General features: G+C 42.2%; 14 protein-coding genes. 8 read left to right on the top strand and 6 right to left on the bottom strand.

What is annotated here, in order from left to right; translation table 11 throughout:
• The first annotated feature begins 177 nt into the window (after window positions 1-177).
• Both LI126_RS00155 and LI126_RS00150 read left to right on the top strand, forming a co-directional pair.
• Window positions 178-1,185 (top strand): helix-turn-helix domain-containing protein, encoded by a 1,008-nt coding sequence (locus tag LI126_RS00155; RefSeq protein ID WP_227164595.1) that lies wholly within the window; start codon window positions 178-180, stop codon window positions 1,183-1,185.
• A gap of 194 nt (window positions 1,186-1,379) precedes the next feature.
• Window positions 1,380-2,720 carry a sodium-dependent transporter gene (locus LI126_RS00150; protein WP_227164594.1) on the top strand — a complete coding sequence of 447 codons (1,341 nt, stop codon included), beginning with the start codon at window positions 1,380-1,382 and terminating at the stop codon, window positions 2,718-2,720.
• A gap of 96 nt (window positions 2,721-2,816) precedes the next feature.
• Here the strand turns inward: LI126_RS00150 and LI126_RS00145 are convergent, their stop codons facing one another.
• Both LI126_RS00145 and LI126_RS00140 read right to left on the bottom strand, forming a co-directional pair.
• Window positions 2,817-4,043, bottom strand: a complete 1,227-nt coding sequence (locus LI126_RS00145) for a sensor histidine kinase (protein ID WP_227164593.1) — start codon at window positions 4,041-4,043, stop codon at window positions 2,817-2,819.
• Entirely contained in the window at window positions 4,040-4,777 is a 738-nt protein-coding gene (locus LI126_RS00140; RefSeq protein ID WP_055157866.1) for a response regulator transcription factor, read from the bottom strand. Before LI126_RS00140 ends, LI126_RS00145 begins: the two co-directional genes overlap by 4 nt.
• A gap of 45 nt (window positions 4,778-4,822) precedes the next feature.
• Here LI126_RS00140 and LI126_RS00135 point away from each other — a divergent pair, with 45 nt between their 5' ends.
• The 6 genes from LI126_RS00135 to LI126_RS00110 all read left to right on the top strand — a co-directional run bounded on the left by LI126_RS00135 (window position 4,823) and on the right by LI126_RS00110 (window position 9,373).
• Complete coding sequence (locus LI126_RS00135; RefSeq protein ID WP_227164592.1) at window positions 4,823-4,963, top strand: CD1871A family CXXC motif-containing protein; 141 nt, start codon at window positions 4,823-4,825, stop codon at window positions 4,961-4,963.
• The gene (locus tag LI126_RS00130) at window positions 4,956-5,843 is read left to right on the top strand and encodes a 4Fe-4S binding protein (RefSeq protein ID WP_227164591.1); all 888 of its coding nucleotides are present in this window, start codon (window positions 4,956-4,958) and stop codon (window positions 5,841-5,843) included. The genes LI126_RS00135 and LI126_RS00130 overlap by 8 nt, the downstream gene beginning before the upstream one ends.
• A gap of 41 nt (window positions 5,844-5,884) precedes the next feature.
• On the top strand, window positions 5,885-6,820 hold the full coding sequence (locus LI126_RS00125; RefSeq protein WP_227164590.1) for a TlpA disulfide reductase family protein: 936 nt from the start codon (window positions 5,885-5,887) through the stop codon (window positions 6,818-6,820).
• Between the two features lie 148 nt (window positions 6,821-6,968).
• A complete protein-coding gene (gene sdaAB / locus LI126_RS00120) occupies window positions 6,969-7,637 on the top strand; it encodes an L-serine ammonia-lyase, iron-sulfur-dependent subunit beta (RefSeq protein ID WP_020437103.1) in 669 nt (222 codons plus the stop codon).
• Between the two features lie 23 nt (window positions 7,638-7,660).
• Window positions 7,661-8,530: an L-serine ammonia-lyase, iron-sulfur-dependent, subunit alpha gene (gene sdaAA / locus LI126_RS00115; protein ID WP_227164589.1), complete on the top strand. Its 870-nt coding sequence runs from the start codon at window positions 7,661-7,663 to the stop codon at window positions 8,528-8,530.
• Between the two features lie 51 nt (window positions 8,531-8,581).
• Window positions 8,582-9,373, top strand: coding sequence for a helix-turn-helix transcriptional regulator (locus tag LI126_RS00110; protein ID WP_015527732.1), 792 nt, complete (start codon window positions 8,582-8,584; stop codon window positions 9,371-9,373).
• A gap of 25 nt (window positions 9,374-9,398) precedes the next feature.
• Here LI126_RS00110 and LI126_RS00105 read toward each other — a convergent pair whose 3' ends face one another.
• The 4 genes from LI126_RS00105 to LI126_RS00090 form a co-directional block, all read right to left on the bottom strand.
• On the bottom strand, window positions 9,399-10,586 hold the full coding sequence (locus LI126_RS00105) for an iron-containing alcohol dehydrogenase (protein WP_227164588.1): 1,188 nt from the start codon (window positions 10,584-10,586) through the stop codon (window positions 9,399-9,401).
• 2 nt (window positions 10,587-10,588) lie between these two features.
• The gene (locus LI126_RS00100; protein WP_117498323.1) at window positions 10,589-11,878 is read right to left on the bottom strand and encodes an L-cysteine desulfidase family protein; all 1,290 of its coding nucleotides are present in this window, start codon (window positions 11,876-11,878) and stop codon (window positions 10,589-10,591) included.
• 766 nt (window positions 11,879-12,644) lie between these two features.
• A complete protein-coding gene (locus LI126_RS00095) occupies window positions 12,645-13,580 on the bottom strand; it encodes a DUF5692 family protein (protein ID WP_055163273.1) in 936 nt (311 codons plus the stop codon).
• Window positions 13,581-13,694: 114 nt separating this feature from the next.
• Window positions 13,695-16,457 carry an FAD-dependent oxidoreductase gene (locus LI126_RS00090; protein ID WP_227164587.1) on the bottom strand — a complete coding sequence of 921 codons (2,763 nt, stop codon included), beginning with the start codon at window positions 16,455-16,457 and terminating at the stop codon, window positions 13,695-13,697.
• Window positions 16,458-16,519: the final 62 nt, after the last annotated feature.

Genomic DNA, 16,519 nt, shown 5'->3' with positions numbered 1-16,519 from the left:
ACACATTATTGCCAAACTTCATGCCCTACTTTTTACTTTTTTCCAAACTACATTAGTTAAAATCCCCATGAGAAATCTTTTATCGGAAAACAGGGCCATTTCCTCTGTACAGTTGACTGTACGCTTTAGAATAAGTATACTGAAATTATACAGATAACGTGACAAGGAGGATACGTTATGAGAATGCAGGAAATCTGTAAAATCAGCGGATTTACAAAAAGAACTATTCACTATTATATTAAGGAAGGATTACTTTCTCCTGCTTCTGATGTTCAGAACGGTTATTATGATTTTTCAGAGAAAGAAGTGAAGCGACTATCTTTAATACGTCTGTTTCGTAATGCCGGCCTTTCTATTTCCGTGATCAGATCTATTATGAATACGCCTGACAGCACCGGACTATATTTAAATCAGCATATCAAAGAGCTCCATAAAGAAAAGGAACGTTTAGAAGGAATTTTATCTGCTATGAATGATCTTTTCGAACGCCTTCCGGTTAACACAGATATTGATAAACTATATGCCTTAGGAACTCAGATCCATATTCCTGAAATATGCTCTTATCCGGAAAGTGATTCTTTTGATGCAAATGATAAGCTTCAGGTTAACCGGATTTTGTGGGTTCATTTCCTTCCCGAACCACCGTTGACCGAGTACCAAGAATTTTTGTGGCAGAAATTAAATCATCTTACAAACATTCAGTATAATGAAAACTGTCGCAAGATTCGTCAGTTTCTTCATACACTTGACATTACTGACATTGACAGACTTTTCAAAAAGAAAGACAAGCATATCAACTATGTAGCATCTTTAGATCACGACGGCTGTTTGCAATATGCCGAAGAAATGAAAAACAGAATCCGTGCGTTTATGAAAAATAAAGAAAATATTGATGCCTGGAAACGATATTACTCTCTGTATATTTATCCGGAAATCCAAATCTACGACAGTGAGATTTGTTCTATCATGTTAGAAATCAGTCCTCTTTTTGTTGATTATTGCACGAACATTCATCTCACCTGCGAAAGAGTCTACGTTTGGCTGCAACAGACTTTAGAAGGAAAAGCTCTTGAAAAACAGCTTCTTGATTTATTTGATGACAAAATTGATTTAATACACAGTCAGCACGGCGAGTTAGAACTTTTAGCAAATTTTCCACAATTAATCCTTGGAGCCGACTGGTAGATACAACTACTGTTAAAAAATGGTTAGATAAAAAAATTTGATTTTATCATAAAATCGCCACTCACATTGTACTGTAAAAAATATTACACCAAAAGAAGCATCATCTCGGTGCTTCTTTTCTTTATGTAAATATGCTATAATACATCAATACGTTCGTGTACAAAAGTATACGCACTTTTACAGGAGGACTACACATGGGAAAACATGAGAAAGAACGTGACGGATTCAAAAGCCGGACAGGATTTATCCTTGCCTGCATCGGATCTGCCGTCGGTATGGGGAATATCTGGCGATTTCCTTACATGGTATCAGACTGGGGTGGTATGACTTTTCTGATTCCTTATATTTTATTTGTAATATTGATTGCTTCTACCGGAGTGATCGAAGAGATGGCGCTCGGACGCGCTGCCAAAGGTGGACCAATCAAAGCCTTCGGTGTCTGTACAGAAATGCGAACTGGCAATAAGAAAACAGGTGAATTGATCGGACTGCTTCCGGTTCTCGGCTCCCTCGCACTTGCAATCGGATACACCGTTGTTGTCGGATGGATTTTCAAATACACTTTCCTTGCGCTGACCGGACAGCTTGCCGGCATGAAACAAGATATGAATCAAATTGGAGGCATGTTCGACAGTACTGCTTCTGCTTTTGGTAATAACCTTTGGCTTGTAATTGCAGTCCTTGTAACTGCTGTGATCATGGCAATGGGGATTGCCGGTGGAATCGAGCGTGCCAACGGCGTAATGATGCCGTTATTGTTCGTACTGTTTCTTGGACTCGGGGTATATATTTTCTCCCTTCCTGGTTCATCAACCGGATATCGTTACATCTTCACGATCAATCCAAAGGGACTTTTAGATCCAAGACTTTGGATCTATGCTTTTGGGCAGGCATTCTTCTCTCTGTCCATTGCCGGAAATGGAACTGTTATTTATGGTTCCTACTTAAAGGATTCTGAAGACCTGGTAAGTTCTGCAAAAAATGTTGCCATCTTCGATACAATCGCTGCCTTACTCGCTGCTTTCGTGATCATTCCGGGAATGGCAGTCGGCGGTGCTGAATTGTCTTCCGGTGGACCAGGACTGATGTTTATCTATCTGGTCAATGTATTCAACGGAATGCCCGGCGGCAAGATTGTAGGAATCATTTTCTACATCTGCGTACTTTTTGCTGGAATGAGTTCACTTGTAAATCTGTACGAAGCTCCGGTTGCTACATTACAGGAACGTTTCGGATTAAAGCGTGTCTCAGCTGTTGGAATCATTGCAGCATTCGGCTGCTGTATCGCACTTCTCATCCAGGGCATCGTCTCCGGATGGATGGACGCAGTTTCTATCTATATCTGCCCACTTGGAGCAATGCTTGCAGCGATCATGTTCTTCTGGATCGCAGATAAAGAATTCGCACTGAAAGCTGTAAATACTGGACGTGAGAAAAAAATCGGAACTTGCTTCTTGCCACTTGGAAAATATGTCCTTGTTCCACTCGCACTTGTTGCACTGATTGCCGGCGCAGTGCTGGGCGGAATCGGATGATGAAACAATAACGTTAAACTACCACATAAAACTATGAGCCACAATCATTCGCAGCATCAAGCTACCATGATCGTGGCTCTTTTCATTCAGCTATCATTATTCTGTTATACCCATTCTCACTTCAAATGTCGTTCCGCCCTGCTCATTTCCGCGAACCTCAATCTTCCCATCATGCACCCGCACAATTTCACGCACTAACGCAAGTCCAAGTCCCACACCGCCAAGCTCACGGCTTCTTGACTTATCTACCCGGAAAAATGGTTCAAAAATCTGCTCTCGAAATGTCTCATCAATTCCATTCCCAGTATCCGCAACTGTCAGGACAACTTCATTCTTTTCTCTCTTCGCCGATACTGTAACGGTTCCATCTACCCGATTATATTTAATTGCATTTTCAACGAGATTATAAATCATCCGATAAAGTAGAATATCACTTCCTGTCAATATCAGTTCATCCTCTGGCTTTTCGTTACTGTTCACACTACATGCAACCAGCAACGACTCTTCTGTTCCATCTGATCTTCCATCCGACGAATTCTGTGTCTTCTGTATCAGTTCAATATTCTTTTCCTGCGCCAGCGGTTCCAAATCTGCCAGCACCTCCTCTATCAGCCCCTGCATTTCAATCTTTTCATTACGTGCTACCGTCTGCAGCTCACTCATATCTAAAAGCGTTCTGACAAGCTTGCTAAGGCGTTCATTTTGCTCTGTTACCATCTGGATCGTCTCTTGTGCAGCTGCTTCGTTCTCTGAATTCTCCGCCGCATGATAGAGATCTAGTTGTGCCTGTATTAATGCTAAAGGGGTTCGGAGTTCATGTGCTGCATTCCCTGTAAACTGACGCTGTGTCTCGAATGATTCCGAAAGTCGCAGGAGCATCTTATTATAAGATGTACGAAGTCGGTCCAACTCTGCGATTTTATTTTCCTCAATCGTATACTCTGTCAGATTCTGCGCCTGAACCTTTTCTACTGTTTCTGAGAATTCTCTGAGTGGTTTCAATGCGCGGCCACTGACAAAATAAGTTACTGCTCCGCCAATCAGCGCTACAACACCAGTGATCAACAAACTTCTATTTCTATAATCTGATTTCGAATTATAAACCTTCGTGGCAAACTGCGCTGCAAAATCATCCCACTCATTATCCGGAATATCAATGTAGACTGCCTCCGGCGTAGTGCCCTGATCTGTGACGGTCTCCTGAAGCGTATCGATATAATAGACACCATTCTTATATAAGAAAAATGTCAGACATCCGCACAATACTGTGATCAGCACGGTTGTAAGAATCGTCAGTCTCCACTGGAGCGATATTTTTCTCATGCTTTTCCATCTCCTATCTTATACCCCTCACCAATCTTATTCACGATGGGATCATAACCAAGTCCTGCTTTCAGTTTCTTTCTCAGAGAAGACATATGCACTCGGATCGAACCGCTGAAACTATCTACAGAAGAATCCCAAACATGCTCGATCAACTCTTCCTGACTGACCGGTCTTCCCTGATTCAAAAGAAGATACTCCAGAATTCCATTCTCTTTTCTTGTCAATGCGACCGGCTTGTCTTTTGCATATGCAGTCCTTTCTTTTGTATCAAAACGAAGACTGCCACATTCAAGACAGACATTTTTCTGTACAAACTTTCTTCTTGTCAGGCTTCGCACACGGGCTTCCAGCTCTTGCAGATGAAATGGTTTTTCCATATAATCATTCGCCCCCGCATCAAGACCGTCAACCTTATCTGCAATCTGACTTCTCGCAGATAAGATCAATACTTTTGTCTCTTCATTTTCCTTGCGAAGCTCCCGAAGAATATCCATTCCATCCATCCCCGGAAGGTTAAGATCCAGCACGATCAGATCATACATTTCCGCATAAATCATATCCAGTGCTTCCTCTCCGTCATTACACGTGTCTACCTCATAACCTGCCTGATGCAGACTTTTCGCAATCATATCACATAATTTCTTCTCATCTTCAACAACTAATAATCTCAATTTATTTTTCTCCATTTTCTTAACAGGAATTTTACACCCTCTATTGTATAATGCAAACATCGAAAGGTCAATAAACCGACTTTGAACATTGAAAGGAGTATTTTAATGAAATCTGAAAAAGCAACACCGATTCTTTTACTTGCAGCCGGTTTGGCATTTTTCCTTGTCGGAATCTTCCGCGGAGAAGCTGCGGTTGTGCTTAGCAAGGCAATAAAATTATGTATGGAGTGTGTCGGAATTGGATAAGAAAATGAAATCAAGCAAAAACCCTCTGGTCCGCTTCCGCGGATGGATCCAGGCGGCTGCAACGCTGCTGACCAATATTCATATCCCGAATCTGTTTAAAGGGAAAATTTATCAGGGAAACATAAAGACGATGTGCGTCCCGGGACTAAACTGTTACTCTTGTCCTGCCGCCACAGGCGCCTGTCCGATCGGAGCATTTCAGGCTGTAGTAGGATCCTCCAAATTTAAGTTCACTTACTACATCACAGGATTTTTCATCCTGTTAGGTGTTCTGTTAGGACGATTTATCTGCGGATTTCTCTGTCCATTTGGATGGTTCCAGGATCTGCTGCATAAGATTCCGGGCAAGAAATTTTCCACCGCAAAGCTGAAGCCTCTGCGGTATCTGAAATATGTGATTCTGGTTGTCTTTGTTATACTGCTTCCGGCATTTGTAACCAATTCACTTGGTATGGGAGATCCTTTCTTCTGTAAATACATTTGCCCGCAGGGAGTACTTGAAGGCGCAATCCCACTGGCACTTGCCAACTCAGGAATCCGTTCCGCGCTTGGACATTTATTTACATTTAAATTCACGATCCTTGCGCTTTTCATCATCCTGAGCATCTTGTTTTACCGTCCATTTTGTAAATGGATCTGCCCGCTGGGCGCTATTTACTCACTGTTTAACAAGGTATCTTTTCTTAAGATCCAGGTTGATCATGAGAAATGTGTTGGCTGCCAGAAATGCAGCCGTGTCTGCAAGATGGATGTCAACGTAGTAGACACGCCAAACCATCCGGAGTGTATCCGCTGCGGAGAATGTATGAAAGCCTGTCCGACTGACGCAATCTGCTATCATTATGGGTTTTCAAACAAGAGAAAGGCTGACAATAAATAAACTAAAACAAACAAAATGTAATTTAAAGGAGATTTAAAATCATGAAAAACAAAACACTTAGAACAAACGCAATGAAATTAAAAAAGGTAATCGCTGCATCACTTGCCATTTCTGTACTTTTTGCATTTACAGGCTGCGGAAATTCTTCCTCAACAACCAATACAAAACAGGAATCTTCTTCCACAACAGAAACGGGCAGCAATGACGAGCTGAACAAAAAACTGGACGACCTTTACCAGCAGGAAAACCAGCTTTTCGCTGATCACAAAGATGCATGGGACAAAGCCTTTGGTCTTATGAACAAGAACACTGCCGGTGATACCAAGAACGAAAACTATGCTGACGTTCTTGCAAGTACAGTTGAATCTAATAAAGACTCTTTCTCTGAAGAAGAATATGAAACTTTGAGCAAAGACATTGAAACAATTCGCGGTATCGAAGAAGAGATTGCAAAACTCGAGAAAGAGAGCGCTGCATCCGAATCCTCCGACAACGCTTCCTCTAAATCAGATGAGTCCACAGGTGTATTCAAAGGTTTCAAAGGAAAAGATCTGAATGGAAATGATGTAGACGACAGTCTTTTCGCTAAAAACAAAGTTACAGTTGTAAACTTCTGGTTCAGTGGATGCAAGCCATGCGTTGGAGAACTCTCTAAGCTAAATGAATTAAATGAGACACTGAAAGAAATGGGTGGTGAAGTTGTAGGTATCAACACTGACACTTTAGACAACAATGAAGCAGGAATCAAAGAAGCAAAAGAAATTCTGAAAGCACAGGGCGCTTCTTACAAGAACCTGACTTTCGATTCTAATTCAACAGTTGGAAAATATGCCGGAAACATCATGGCATTCCCTACAACAGTTCTTGTAGATAAAGACGGAAATATTGTTGGCGAGCCATTCATGGGTGGCATCGATGATCAGTCAAACTACGATCAGCTGATGAAGCAGATCCAGTCCGTACTTGATCAGAACTAATTCGCATAAGTATCATACTTAGGGGCAGTTACGGTTTGCAGTAACTGCCCCTAACAGCATTTACGCGGATCGTGTTTCTCATAGTTTACATCCACCGCCGCACTTGCTATACTAAACTCATATATACAAACTCAGGAGGCTATTTAAAATGTCTTTTATCAGCGTTTTTGATGTTATGGGGCCGAATATGATCGGTCCTTCCAGTTCTCACACTGCCGGTGCGGCACGCATTGCTTATCTTGCACAGAAGATGATCAACGGACCGCTTGCAAAAGTAGAATTTATTCTCTACGGCTCTTTCGCCAGAACGTATCACGGACACGGTACTGACCGCGCACTTCTTGGAGGAATCATGGGATTTTCCACTGATGATATGCGAATCCGGAATTCCTTCGAGATTGCTACAGAAAACGGACTGAAATACTCTTTTACTCCGAATGAGGAAGAAACTGATATTCATCCGAATACCGTCGATATTATTATGACCAATACTGCCGGTCAGGAGATGACGATCCGTGGAGAATCTCTTGGCGGCGGTAAAGTCCACATCACACAGATCAATCATGTAGAAGTAGATTTCACCGGTGAATACAGTGCTATCATTGTTGTCCAGAAGGATGTTCCGGGTGTTGTTGCCTGGATCACCAGCTGTCTCAGCGACCGCCGGGTCAATATTGCTTTTATGCGTCTGTTTCGTGAATCGAAAGGACACACTGCTTACACGATTGTAGAATCCGACGGAAAACTTCCGGAAGAAATTGCCGACACCATCCGCCAGAACGAACATGTTCTGGATGTTATGGTCGTACAGATGTGATTGTGTTCAAGGAGGTTTTTTATATGGATTTTAAAAATGCAAACGAACTCCTTACACTATGTAAGGAACAGAATATTTCTATCTCTGAAGTTATGCGTAATCGAGAGATCATAACCGGAGAATGTCCTGCTAAAGAAGTGGATCAAAAAATGGCGCGTGTTCTTGAAATCATGAAAGAAGCTGCCCGCTCTCCGATTGAAAAACCAATCCGTTCCATGGGCGGGCTGATCGGCGGAGAGGCGCAAAAACTTGCCCAGCATTCTGCCAGTGGTCAGGGACTGTGCGGTGAACTGCTTGAGAAAGCTATCACTTATGCTATGGCAACCCTTGAGACAAATGCGTCCATGGGACTGATCGTTGCTTCACCTACCGCCGGTTCCGCAGGCATCGTTCCGGGATTGCTTCTCGCTTTTCAGGAAGTATACCATTTCTCCGACAAAGAGATTCAGCAGGTTCTCTTCAATGCGGGCGCTGTCGGTTACCTCGCCATGCGAAATGCCACTGTTGCCGGTGCTGTCGGAGGGTGTCAGGCTGAGGTTGGTGTTGCATCTGCTATGGCAGCGTCTGCCGCTGTTGAACTTATGGGTGGAACTCCTAAGCAATGTCTGGATGCCGCCTCAACAGTCCTTATGAACATGCTTGGACTCGTCTGTGATCCGGTCGGAGGTCTGGTAGAATACCCTTGCCAGAACCGTAATGCAGCCGGGGTTGCCAATGCACTGATTGCAGCTGAAATGTCCCTTGCCGGCATTTCTCAGCTCATTCCTTTTGATGAAATGCTCGAAGCAATGTACAAAGTCGGAAAGCGACTTCCGGTTGAACTGCGTGAGACAGCACTAAGCGGATGCGCAACAACACCATCTGCCTGTGAAGCATGTCATATACACGCATGATGATACTATTAGATCAACTATTCTAAACAATTAACCCGGAGGCAGGAAAAAATGAAACCGATTTACGAAGAAAATGAAGAAACACTGGAAATCGCTGAACAGATTTCTTGCCATATTCCCCCACATCTTCACAAATCAATGGAACTTGTATCCGTGACAGAAGGTACACTGGAAATCGGAGTCGGAACTGAATTGTATCATATGGAAAAAGGCGATTTTGCACTTGTATTTCCGGAATTGATCCACCACTATCAGGTATTCAACAGTGAATCCTGTAAGGCGATTTATGCACTTGCTTCACCGCTTCTTGCTCCTAGTTATACGAAAGAATTACAGCAATTTTGTCCTGTAAATCCGGTAATTCTGGCTCAAGAAGTACACCCAGACGTAAATTATGCCCTGCGAAGCATGCTGGTCTATCCAGCCGCTTCACAAGGGCATGTTCTGCATCAGGCATTTATTCAGATTATACTTGCACGCACTCTTCCCTTATTTGAAATGATAGATAAGAGCAGTGTGGGAAGTAATGACATTATCTACCAGACTGTTTCTTATATTGCTGCACATTATACGGAAGAACTGACGCTTTCCAAAATGGCTCATGACCTTGGAATCAGTCAGTCCTCTTTATCACGTGTCTTCTCCGGCACATTTCATACTAATTTTAACCGGTATCTGAATGAAGCAAGATTGGATTACGCCTGTAGTCTCCTGCTTCACAGCGACCATACGATTCTCGACATCTGTATCCGGACAGGATTCGACAGTCAGAGAACATTCAACCGCGTATTCCAGGAACGATACCATATGTCACCAAGAGAGTATCGAAAGCAGCCGCATTAAGCAGCGCTTTCGATATTAACTGTTATTAACCTCTCTCATATGCCATCTGATAAATTACCAGAATATCCTCATATGCCAACGGTTTATATCCGATTAATGAACGCGTTTTGTTTCTTGAACAATCAAGTGCCAGTTTCGCAAGATCCTCTTCTTTTACACCAAGTTCTTTTAATCCGATCGGCATTCCTATCGATGCATAATACTGCTCCTGCATATCAATTGCAGTTTCAATTGTCTTCTCCGGATGTTCAAAATCAATATCCAGTCCCCATACGTTAGATGCATACTGCAGCCAGCGATTTATATTTGCTTTATAAACATATCTTGCCCAACTGCACCACAGCGCTGCAAGTCCTGCTCCATGCGCTACTTCCGGGTACATTCCGGATACTTCATGCTCTAACTGATGAACAACGAGCTGGAACTCTCTTCCACACTGTGTAAGTCCGTTATGTGCAAGTGAAGATGCCCACATCATATTTGCTCTCGCAGCATAGTCTTCCGGATTCTTCAGACAATCTCCTGCAGCTTTGCGTACACTCTTGATCACGGCCTCTGCAATTGAATCTGTCAGATAGGTATCCTCACCCGGACAGAAATATCTTTCAATCGTATGCATTGCAATATCTACTGCTCCGCATGCTGTCTGATAAGGACTTACTGTATAAGTAAGAACCGGATTCTCAATTGCAAAGTTCATACGGTTAAAGAGTCCGTTACATCCTCGTTTCTCTCCTGTTTCCGGATTACTGATTACACAGGAAGAACTCATCTCTGAACCTGCTGCCGCCAATGTCAGAATTGCTCCCTTCGGAAGTGTCTTCTGTGGAACAGCTTTACCACAATGAAAATCCCAGACATCCACTTCCGGATTCGCCAGTCCATTTGCAATCGCCTTAGATGAATCCAGAACGGATCCACCTCCTACTGCAAGAACAAAGTCTACGCCTTCTTTTTTGCCAAGCTCAATCCCTTCTCTTACAAGCGGAAGTTCCGGATTCGCAACTACTCCGCCAAGCTCTACAAAACTGATGTTTTCTTCCCTCAGACAATTCTCCACCTTATCAAGCAGTCCACTCTTTCTTGCGGAATTTCCACCGAAATGTACCAGGACTTTCTTTGGATGAAACTCTGCAATGATCTTACCGACCTTTAATTCCTCGTCTTTTCCGAAATATACTTTTGTTGGTGTTTCATAGATAAAATTATTCATTTCTAGCACTCCTCATTGATATCTGCACGGTCTATCATTACATTCAGAATCTCTGTATCCGTAGTACGCATACCAACTCTTCCAATATATCCCATGCTCTTAATTGTTTCTTCAATATCATCTTTGATGATACCTTCTCCCGGCAGGAAACTTTTGTTCTGAATACTAAGCTGAAAAGCCATAAGCGCAGCATCAACAGATGTTGCTATCTTCGCTGCACAAGATGGTTTCGCTCCATCGCAAACGATTCCTCCGATATTTCCAAGTGTATTAATGATTGTCAGGGAAACCTGTTGATAGGTTCCACCATACATATAGGTAATACCTGCACCGGCGCCACAGGCAGCACTGACTGCACCACAGTACGCCGAAAGACTTCCAATATAATATTTCTGATGGATCGCAATCAGATTGCTGACAACAAGAGAACGGCAAAGCTTCTCATGAGATACTTCCCATTCATCTGCAAACACAATAACCGGAAGCGACACCGTCATGCCTTGATTACCACTTCCTGAATTGATAACAACCGGCATAGAACATCCGCCCATACGCGCATCACTTCCGGCTGCTGCCCTTGCACAGGCTCTCGTAGTAACACTCTTTCCCCATACATGCATCAGTGTTTTACCAATCTGCGCTCCATAGTTATTATCAAGTCCTTCCTGAGCAATCGCAGAATTCAGTTTAATCTGTCGATCAATGATCGGCTGCACATCTTCCATACGAACCTGATCCGCAAAATCAAGGATATCTTTAACCGTAAGTTTTGATTTATCTACGGTAGTCTTAACCTCTGATTTATAAGGATTATCCAACAGCACTTCACCATCCTTTTCAATTCTTGTAATATTCGTGTGCTGATGTTCGATTGTTACAGAAGCAAAATGCTCTCCTTTTCTTACTTTAGCTGTAATATAGAGGTTATCAACTCCTTCAACTAAAGAACAGGAACAGATCTTCTGACTGATTAGTTCTTTCGTTTTCGCAATATCTTCACAAGTCACTTCACTCAATACTTCCAGTGCCTTATCCGCATTTCCCCCTACGATACCAAGAACTGCTGCCACTTCCATTCCTTTCATTCCTCCGGAATTCGGAACTGTAACGCCCTTAACATTCTTGATAATATTTCCACTGAGTTCCATTTCTACAGAATCTGGAAATTCTCCAAGAATCTGACGTGCTTTTGCCGCTGTATAGGCAATTGCGATCGGTTCTGTACATCCAAGAGCAGGTACCAGTTCCTGCCTTAGGATATTCAGATAGTTTTCGTATAATATAGAGTCCATTTAAAAGGTGCTCCTTTCTCAAAATAACGTAAAATATATATGAAACAAGTATATACTTTTTGAGAAAATAAAACAATCATTTACGGATAGAATCACATTTATGAAGAATTGCTATATATAAAAAATAAGAGTAGATATCTTCTCTCAAGACATCTACCCTTATTTTTTATTGTTTATTTGATTCGATTTTTCTGTATATTCCATGGCTTACAATCTTCCGCCCCATCCATAAGTATTACCCATTAATTTTACATAACTTTCAAGTGCTTCTTCAAACCATTTTGCTAATTTTCTCATGATTTTCTTTCTCCTTTTTTCTTTTATTTTCTTTTTCTAGTGCTTATCGAAAATACATTCCGTTCATCTGTCCGAAGAACTTGATATCTTCTTCATAAATCTCATGCAGCCATCTTTTAATTCTCTTCATCATCTCTAAACACCTCCTTTTCGTTTACAATTGCATTATAGGCGAAAAGAAGGTGCATTTCTTGCCAAATCCAGATGAAAAGTAGCCAAAATCTGCAAATACGCTATAATTTAAATATTTTTCTTATTTTTTCAAGACATTTTCCAGTAAGTTATGTATCTCACATAAAGAAGGGGCTGTCGGTAAATAACGTTTTTTAAAGCTGACAGCACCAAACAAAAATATCCTGACAGTTACAAGGCTTTCTGGCTCTGCAACTTGTTCAGGATATTTTTATTTTGATAAATACTTTCTGTTTTTGGCCGCAAAAAATCCTTGTTTGGATTTTTTATTATCAATTTATTTATTCTCTGCATTTATTTTCTTGTAAAATGCTTTGTCTGTATAAATTTCATCCTTAAATGGATTCAACTTATTCTTGCGGATCACGCTGAACTGGTAAATAACTGCCGCCGCATTCACAACTAAAGAAAGAAAGCTTACAGCAAAGAATGCTTTCGGATTATGTGTTGTCGGAACAGGCGCCAGTCTGTCTGCAAACTGTGGAACTGTCATGATAAACATAATCCAAAGTGCCAGTGTGTGTGCTCTGTGCTGTAACCAGCATCCCTTCTTGATAAAGAATGCAGGGATAGTACAGGATAACAGCAGAATCACACCACAGTATACAGAATGGTCTGAAATACAGTTATATGTATATGCAAAGTTCCAGAGGTCATATCCGAGGATATAGATCCAGTCCATATCCGGCCACATCATATCTTTACTCTTCTCTTTAGAAATGTAGATACCTGTCCATCCGCAGATCAGCAGGATATTTAAAATACCTGCGATTCCATTCATGATATTCCACGGTCCTGACATAACCCAGAGATTGTTTACCTTCTCGCCTGCAAATGCATGGAAGCTGTATGCCTCGAAATCACGGAAAACTGCCTCACAAATATTGATTGCAAGAATCAGTGGCGGGAAGCAGATTACCCATTTATGCTTTGTCGCATTCGGAATATAACGCATTAGCATGAAACCAACACAGCCTGCAAGTGCAGAGTAAGTCTTTGCCCAGTTGAACCAGTTTCCGGTTCCGTACTCATTTCCCGGCGCACAGGTTGTCGGCCATACAAAGATTGTCAGCACAACCGGAACAATCACAAACAGTAAGATTCCACCCCATTTTGTTTCACGTCCTAATTCATTCAGTGCGATCAGGACTACGAGGATAAAGAACATAATTCCCCAGGTTTTTAAGTCAGGTACATTATAAAGTATTCCCATTTACTTTTCCCCCTTGTTTCCTTTTAAAATTTTCCTTAGCGGATACGCCACACCGACGAAATGCGTAGCATTTTGGAGGTTGGCTCTGAACAGTTACTTTAATTTCTTTCAAATTTATTTCTTCTTAAATTTTAGTTTGATGGACTGTTTTACCATGTTCGGAAGAACAAATTTCAGACGATCCTCGTAAGGAACCATTCTGCTACATTCCGGAAGTTCTCTATGTAACTTGATTGCATCAAATTCACATTTTGTTGTACAAAGTCCGCAGCCGATACATTTATTCGGATCAACAACAGATGCTCCACATCCAAGACAGCGCGCTGTCTCCGCTTTCACCTGCTCTTCTGTAAATAAAAGCTTCGCATCACGGAAGGAGTGTTTTGTATCAATTGCATCATTATGTCCTGGAATCTGACGGCTGGAATTATCATAATTCTCCACCTTGATGTCATTCTTATCTAATTCGATGAAATCATTTCTGTTACGTCCGATTGTGAGACTGGACTGTGGCTGTACAAAACGATGGATTGAGATTGCTCCCTGCTTTCCTGCTGCGATCGCATCGATTGCAAACTTCGGTCCTGTATAAACGTCTCCACCAACGAAAATATCCGGTTCTGCTGTCTGGTAAGTAAGCTCATCTGCAACTGCTCCATTTCCGCGTCCAAGTTCTACCTTGCTTCCCTTTAACAGATCACCCCATACGATTGACTGACCAACAGAGAAGAATACATGCTTACATTCTACTGTCATAAGCTCACTCTCATCATATGTCGGATGGAATCTTCCTTCTGCATCAAATACAGAAAGACATTTCTTTAATACAACACCACGGACCTCACCATTCTCGTCTACGAGAACTTCCTTCGGTCCCCAGCCCGGATTTACAACGATTCCTTCTGACTCAGCTTCTTCTATCTCTTCTACGGAAGCCGGCATTGTCTCTCTGGACTCCAGACAGAACATATTTACCTTTGTATCGTCACTTGCACATCTCTTAGAGTCTCTTGCTACGTCGATTGCTACGTTACCACCACCGATGACAACTACGTCACCCTTGATGTCGTATTTCTCATTTGCATTCACCTCTTTTAAGAGATCAACCGCAGATGCACATCCCTTTGCTGTATCATTCAGGATTCCCGGAAGACGTCCGCCCTGACATCCGATTGCAATGTAAAATGCTTTGTATCCCTGTGCACGAAGTTCATCTAATGTGATGTCTTTTCCAACTTCTACACCAGTCTTGATCTCTACCCCCATCTCTTTGATAATATCGATTTCTGCCTGTACGACATCCTTCTCTAATTTGAATGATGGGATTCCGTATACGAGCATACCGCCGACACGCTCATTTTTCTCGAAAATAGTCGGCTTATATCCTTTTTCAGCAAGATAGAATGCACAGGATAAACCTGCCGGTCCACCACCGATAATCGCAATCTTCTCATCGAAATATCCTTTTGTTGCCGGAACTACTTTCTCCGGAATAAAACGTGTCTCAGCATTCAGATCCTGAGCTGCAATAAACTTCTTAACTTCATCGATTGCAATTGCCTGATCGATTGTTCCACGTGTACATGCGTCCTCACAGCGACGGTTACAAATATGTCCGCAGACTGCCGGGAGTGGGTTGTTCTTCTTGATCAGTGCAAGGGCATCTCTGTATCTTCCCTGCGCTGCCATCTTGATATAACCCTGAACAGCGATATGTGCCGGACAGGCTGTCTTACACGGAGCTGTACCTGTATCATAACAGTTGATGCGGTTCTTATCACGATAGTCTTCGTCCCACATCTCCGGTCCCCATTTCTTCTCTGTAGGAAGAACATGCTTCGGATACTCTACCTGAGAACCATCCTTCTTACAAAGCTTCTGACCAAGCTTAACAGCACCTGCCGGGCAGTACTCTACACAACGTCCGCAAGCCACACAGTTCTCTGTCTCAACTTTTGCAACATATGCAGATCTGTCCATATTCGGTGTATTAAATAACTGTGAAGTACGAAGCGCATAACAGACATTTACATTACAGTTACAGATGGCGAAAATCTTATTCTCACCGTCAATATTTGTAATCTGATGTACGAAACCATTGTCCTCTGCCTGTTTCAGAATCTCTAACGCACGTTCCTTTGTAATATAGTGTCCACCTTTATTTGTCTCAACGATATAATCTGCCATATCGCCCACCGCAATACACCATTCTTCCGGATCATCCGCACATCCCTCATCGAATGTTTTACGAGATCTTCTACAAGAACATGGACTCGCTGCATATTTTCCCTCATACTTTTCAAGCCAATGTGAAATGTGCTCGATTGGCAGAGACTGATTCTCTGTTGAAATCGCCTTCTCTACCGGAATAACATGCATTCCAACACCGCCCTCAGGCATAAATGGTGCAAGTCCTTCCAATGCAATACGACTCATTCTCTCAAAGAAAAGTCCAAGCTCCGGATGCTTCTCTAACATCTTCGCATTCATACAAGAGAACTCTGCACTTCCAGGTACGAAGATCGGCAGTACATACTGCTTCTCATGCTGTGGATTTTCCCAGTTATACTCCACCAGCGCAACCTCTGCCATTTCCTCTAACTGCTTCTCCAGATAACCTCTGTCCTTGCCTGTCACCTTTACCATCTGATCTAAAGTTTTCGGCTGGCGCACCCCCATCTTCAATGCGATCTCAGCCTGCTCATCTGTACACAAAAGTGCCAGTCCCCAATACTCCGGATCGTACTTTGTCATCTTCTCTAATCCGAGCTTTTTCTTTGCACGCCCTGTCATCATCTTGGCAAGTTTTAAGATTGGTTCACGTTCTTTTTCGTTCTCAATATAGTCCGGATACCAGCCTTTAAATTTGTCTGTCATATTCCCTCTCCTTTTTCATAAATCTTTTCATAAATTATAATAATTTCCTATAAGACCAACAT

Source organism: Mediterraneibacter sp. 210702-DFI.5.30 (assembly GCF_020560115.1).
Classification (GTDB): Bacteria; Bacillota; Clostridia; order Lachnospirales; family Lachnospiraceae; genus Mediterraneibacter; species Mediterraneibacter faecis.
Note: the sequence above shows the minus strand (reverse complement) of the source record. Positions and strands in the feature narration are given on the sequence as shown.

Coding starts and splice junctions, on each gene's coding strand:
- LI126_RS00145 (WP_227164593.1), bottom strand. CDS start 4,043: ATGAGAAAAATATCGCTCCAGTGGAGACTGACGATTCTTACAACCGTG.
- LI126_RS00095 (WP_055163273.1), bottom strand. CDS start 13,580: ATGGGAATACTTTATAATGTACCTGACTTAAAAACCTGGGGAATTATG.
- LI126_RS00155 (WP_227164595.1), top strand. CDS start 178: ATGAGAATGCAGGAAATCTGTAAAATCAGCGGATTTACAAAAAGAACT.
- sdaAA (WP_227164589.1), top strand. CDS start 7,661: ATGGATTTTAAAAATGCAAACGAACTCCTTACACTATGTAAGGAACAG.
- LI126_RS00125 (WP_227164590.1), top strand. CDS start 5,885: ATGAAAAACAAAACACTTAGAACAAACGCAATGAAATTAAAAAAGGTA.
- LI126_RS00150 (WP_227164594.1), top strand. CDS start 1,380: ATGGGAAAACATGAGAAAGAACGTGACGGATTCAAAAGCCGGACAGGA.
- LI126_RS00090 (WP_227164587.1), bottom strand. CDS start 16,457: ATGACAGACAAATTTAAAGGCTGGTATCCGGACTATATTGAGAACGAA.
- LI126_RS00105 (WP_227164588.1), bottom strand. CDS start 10,586: ATGAATAATTTTATCTATGAAACACCAACAAAAGTATATTTCGGAAAA.
- sdaAB (WP_020437103.1), top strand. CDS start 6,969: ATGTCTTTTATCAGCGTTTTTGATGTTATGGGGCCGAATATGATCGGT.
- LI126_RS00135 (WP_227164592.1), top strand. CDS start 4,823: ATGAAATCTGAAAAAGCAACACCGATTCTTTTACTTGCAGCCGGTTTG.
- LI126_RS00110 (WP_015527732.1), top strand. CDS start 8,582: ATGAAACCGATTTACGAAGAAAATGAAGAAACACTGGAAATCGCTGAA.
- LI126_RS00100 (WP_117498323.1), bottom strand. CDS start 11,878: ATGGACTCTATATTATACGAAAACTATCTGAATATCCTAAGGCAGGAA.
- LI126_RS00140 (WP_055157866.1), bottom strand. CDS start 4,777: ATGTTTGCATTATACAATAGAGGGTGTAAAATTCCTGTTAAGAAAATG.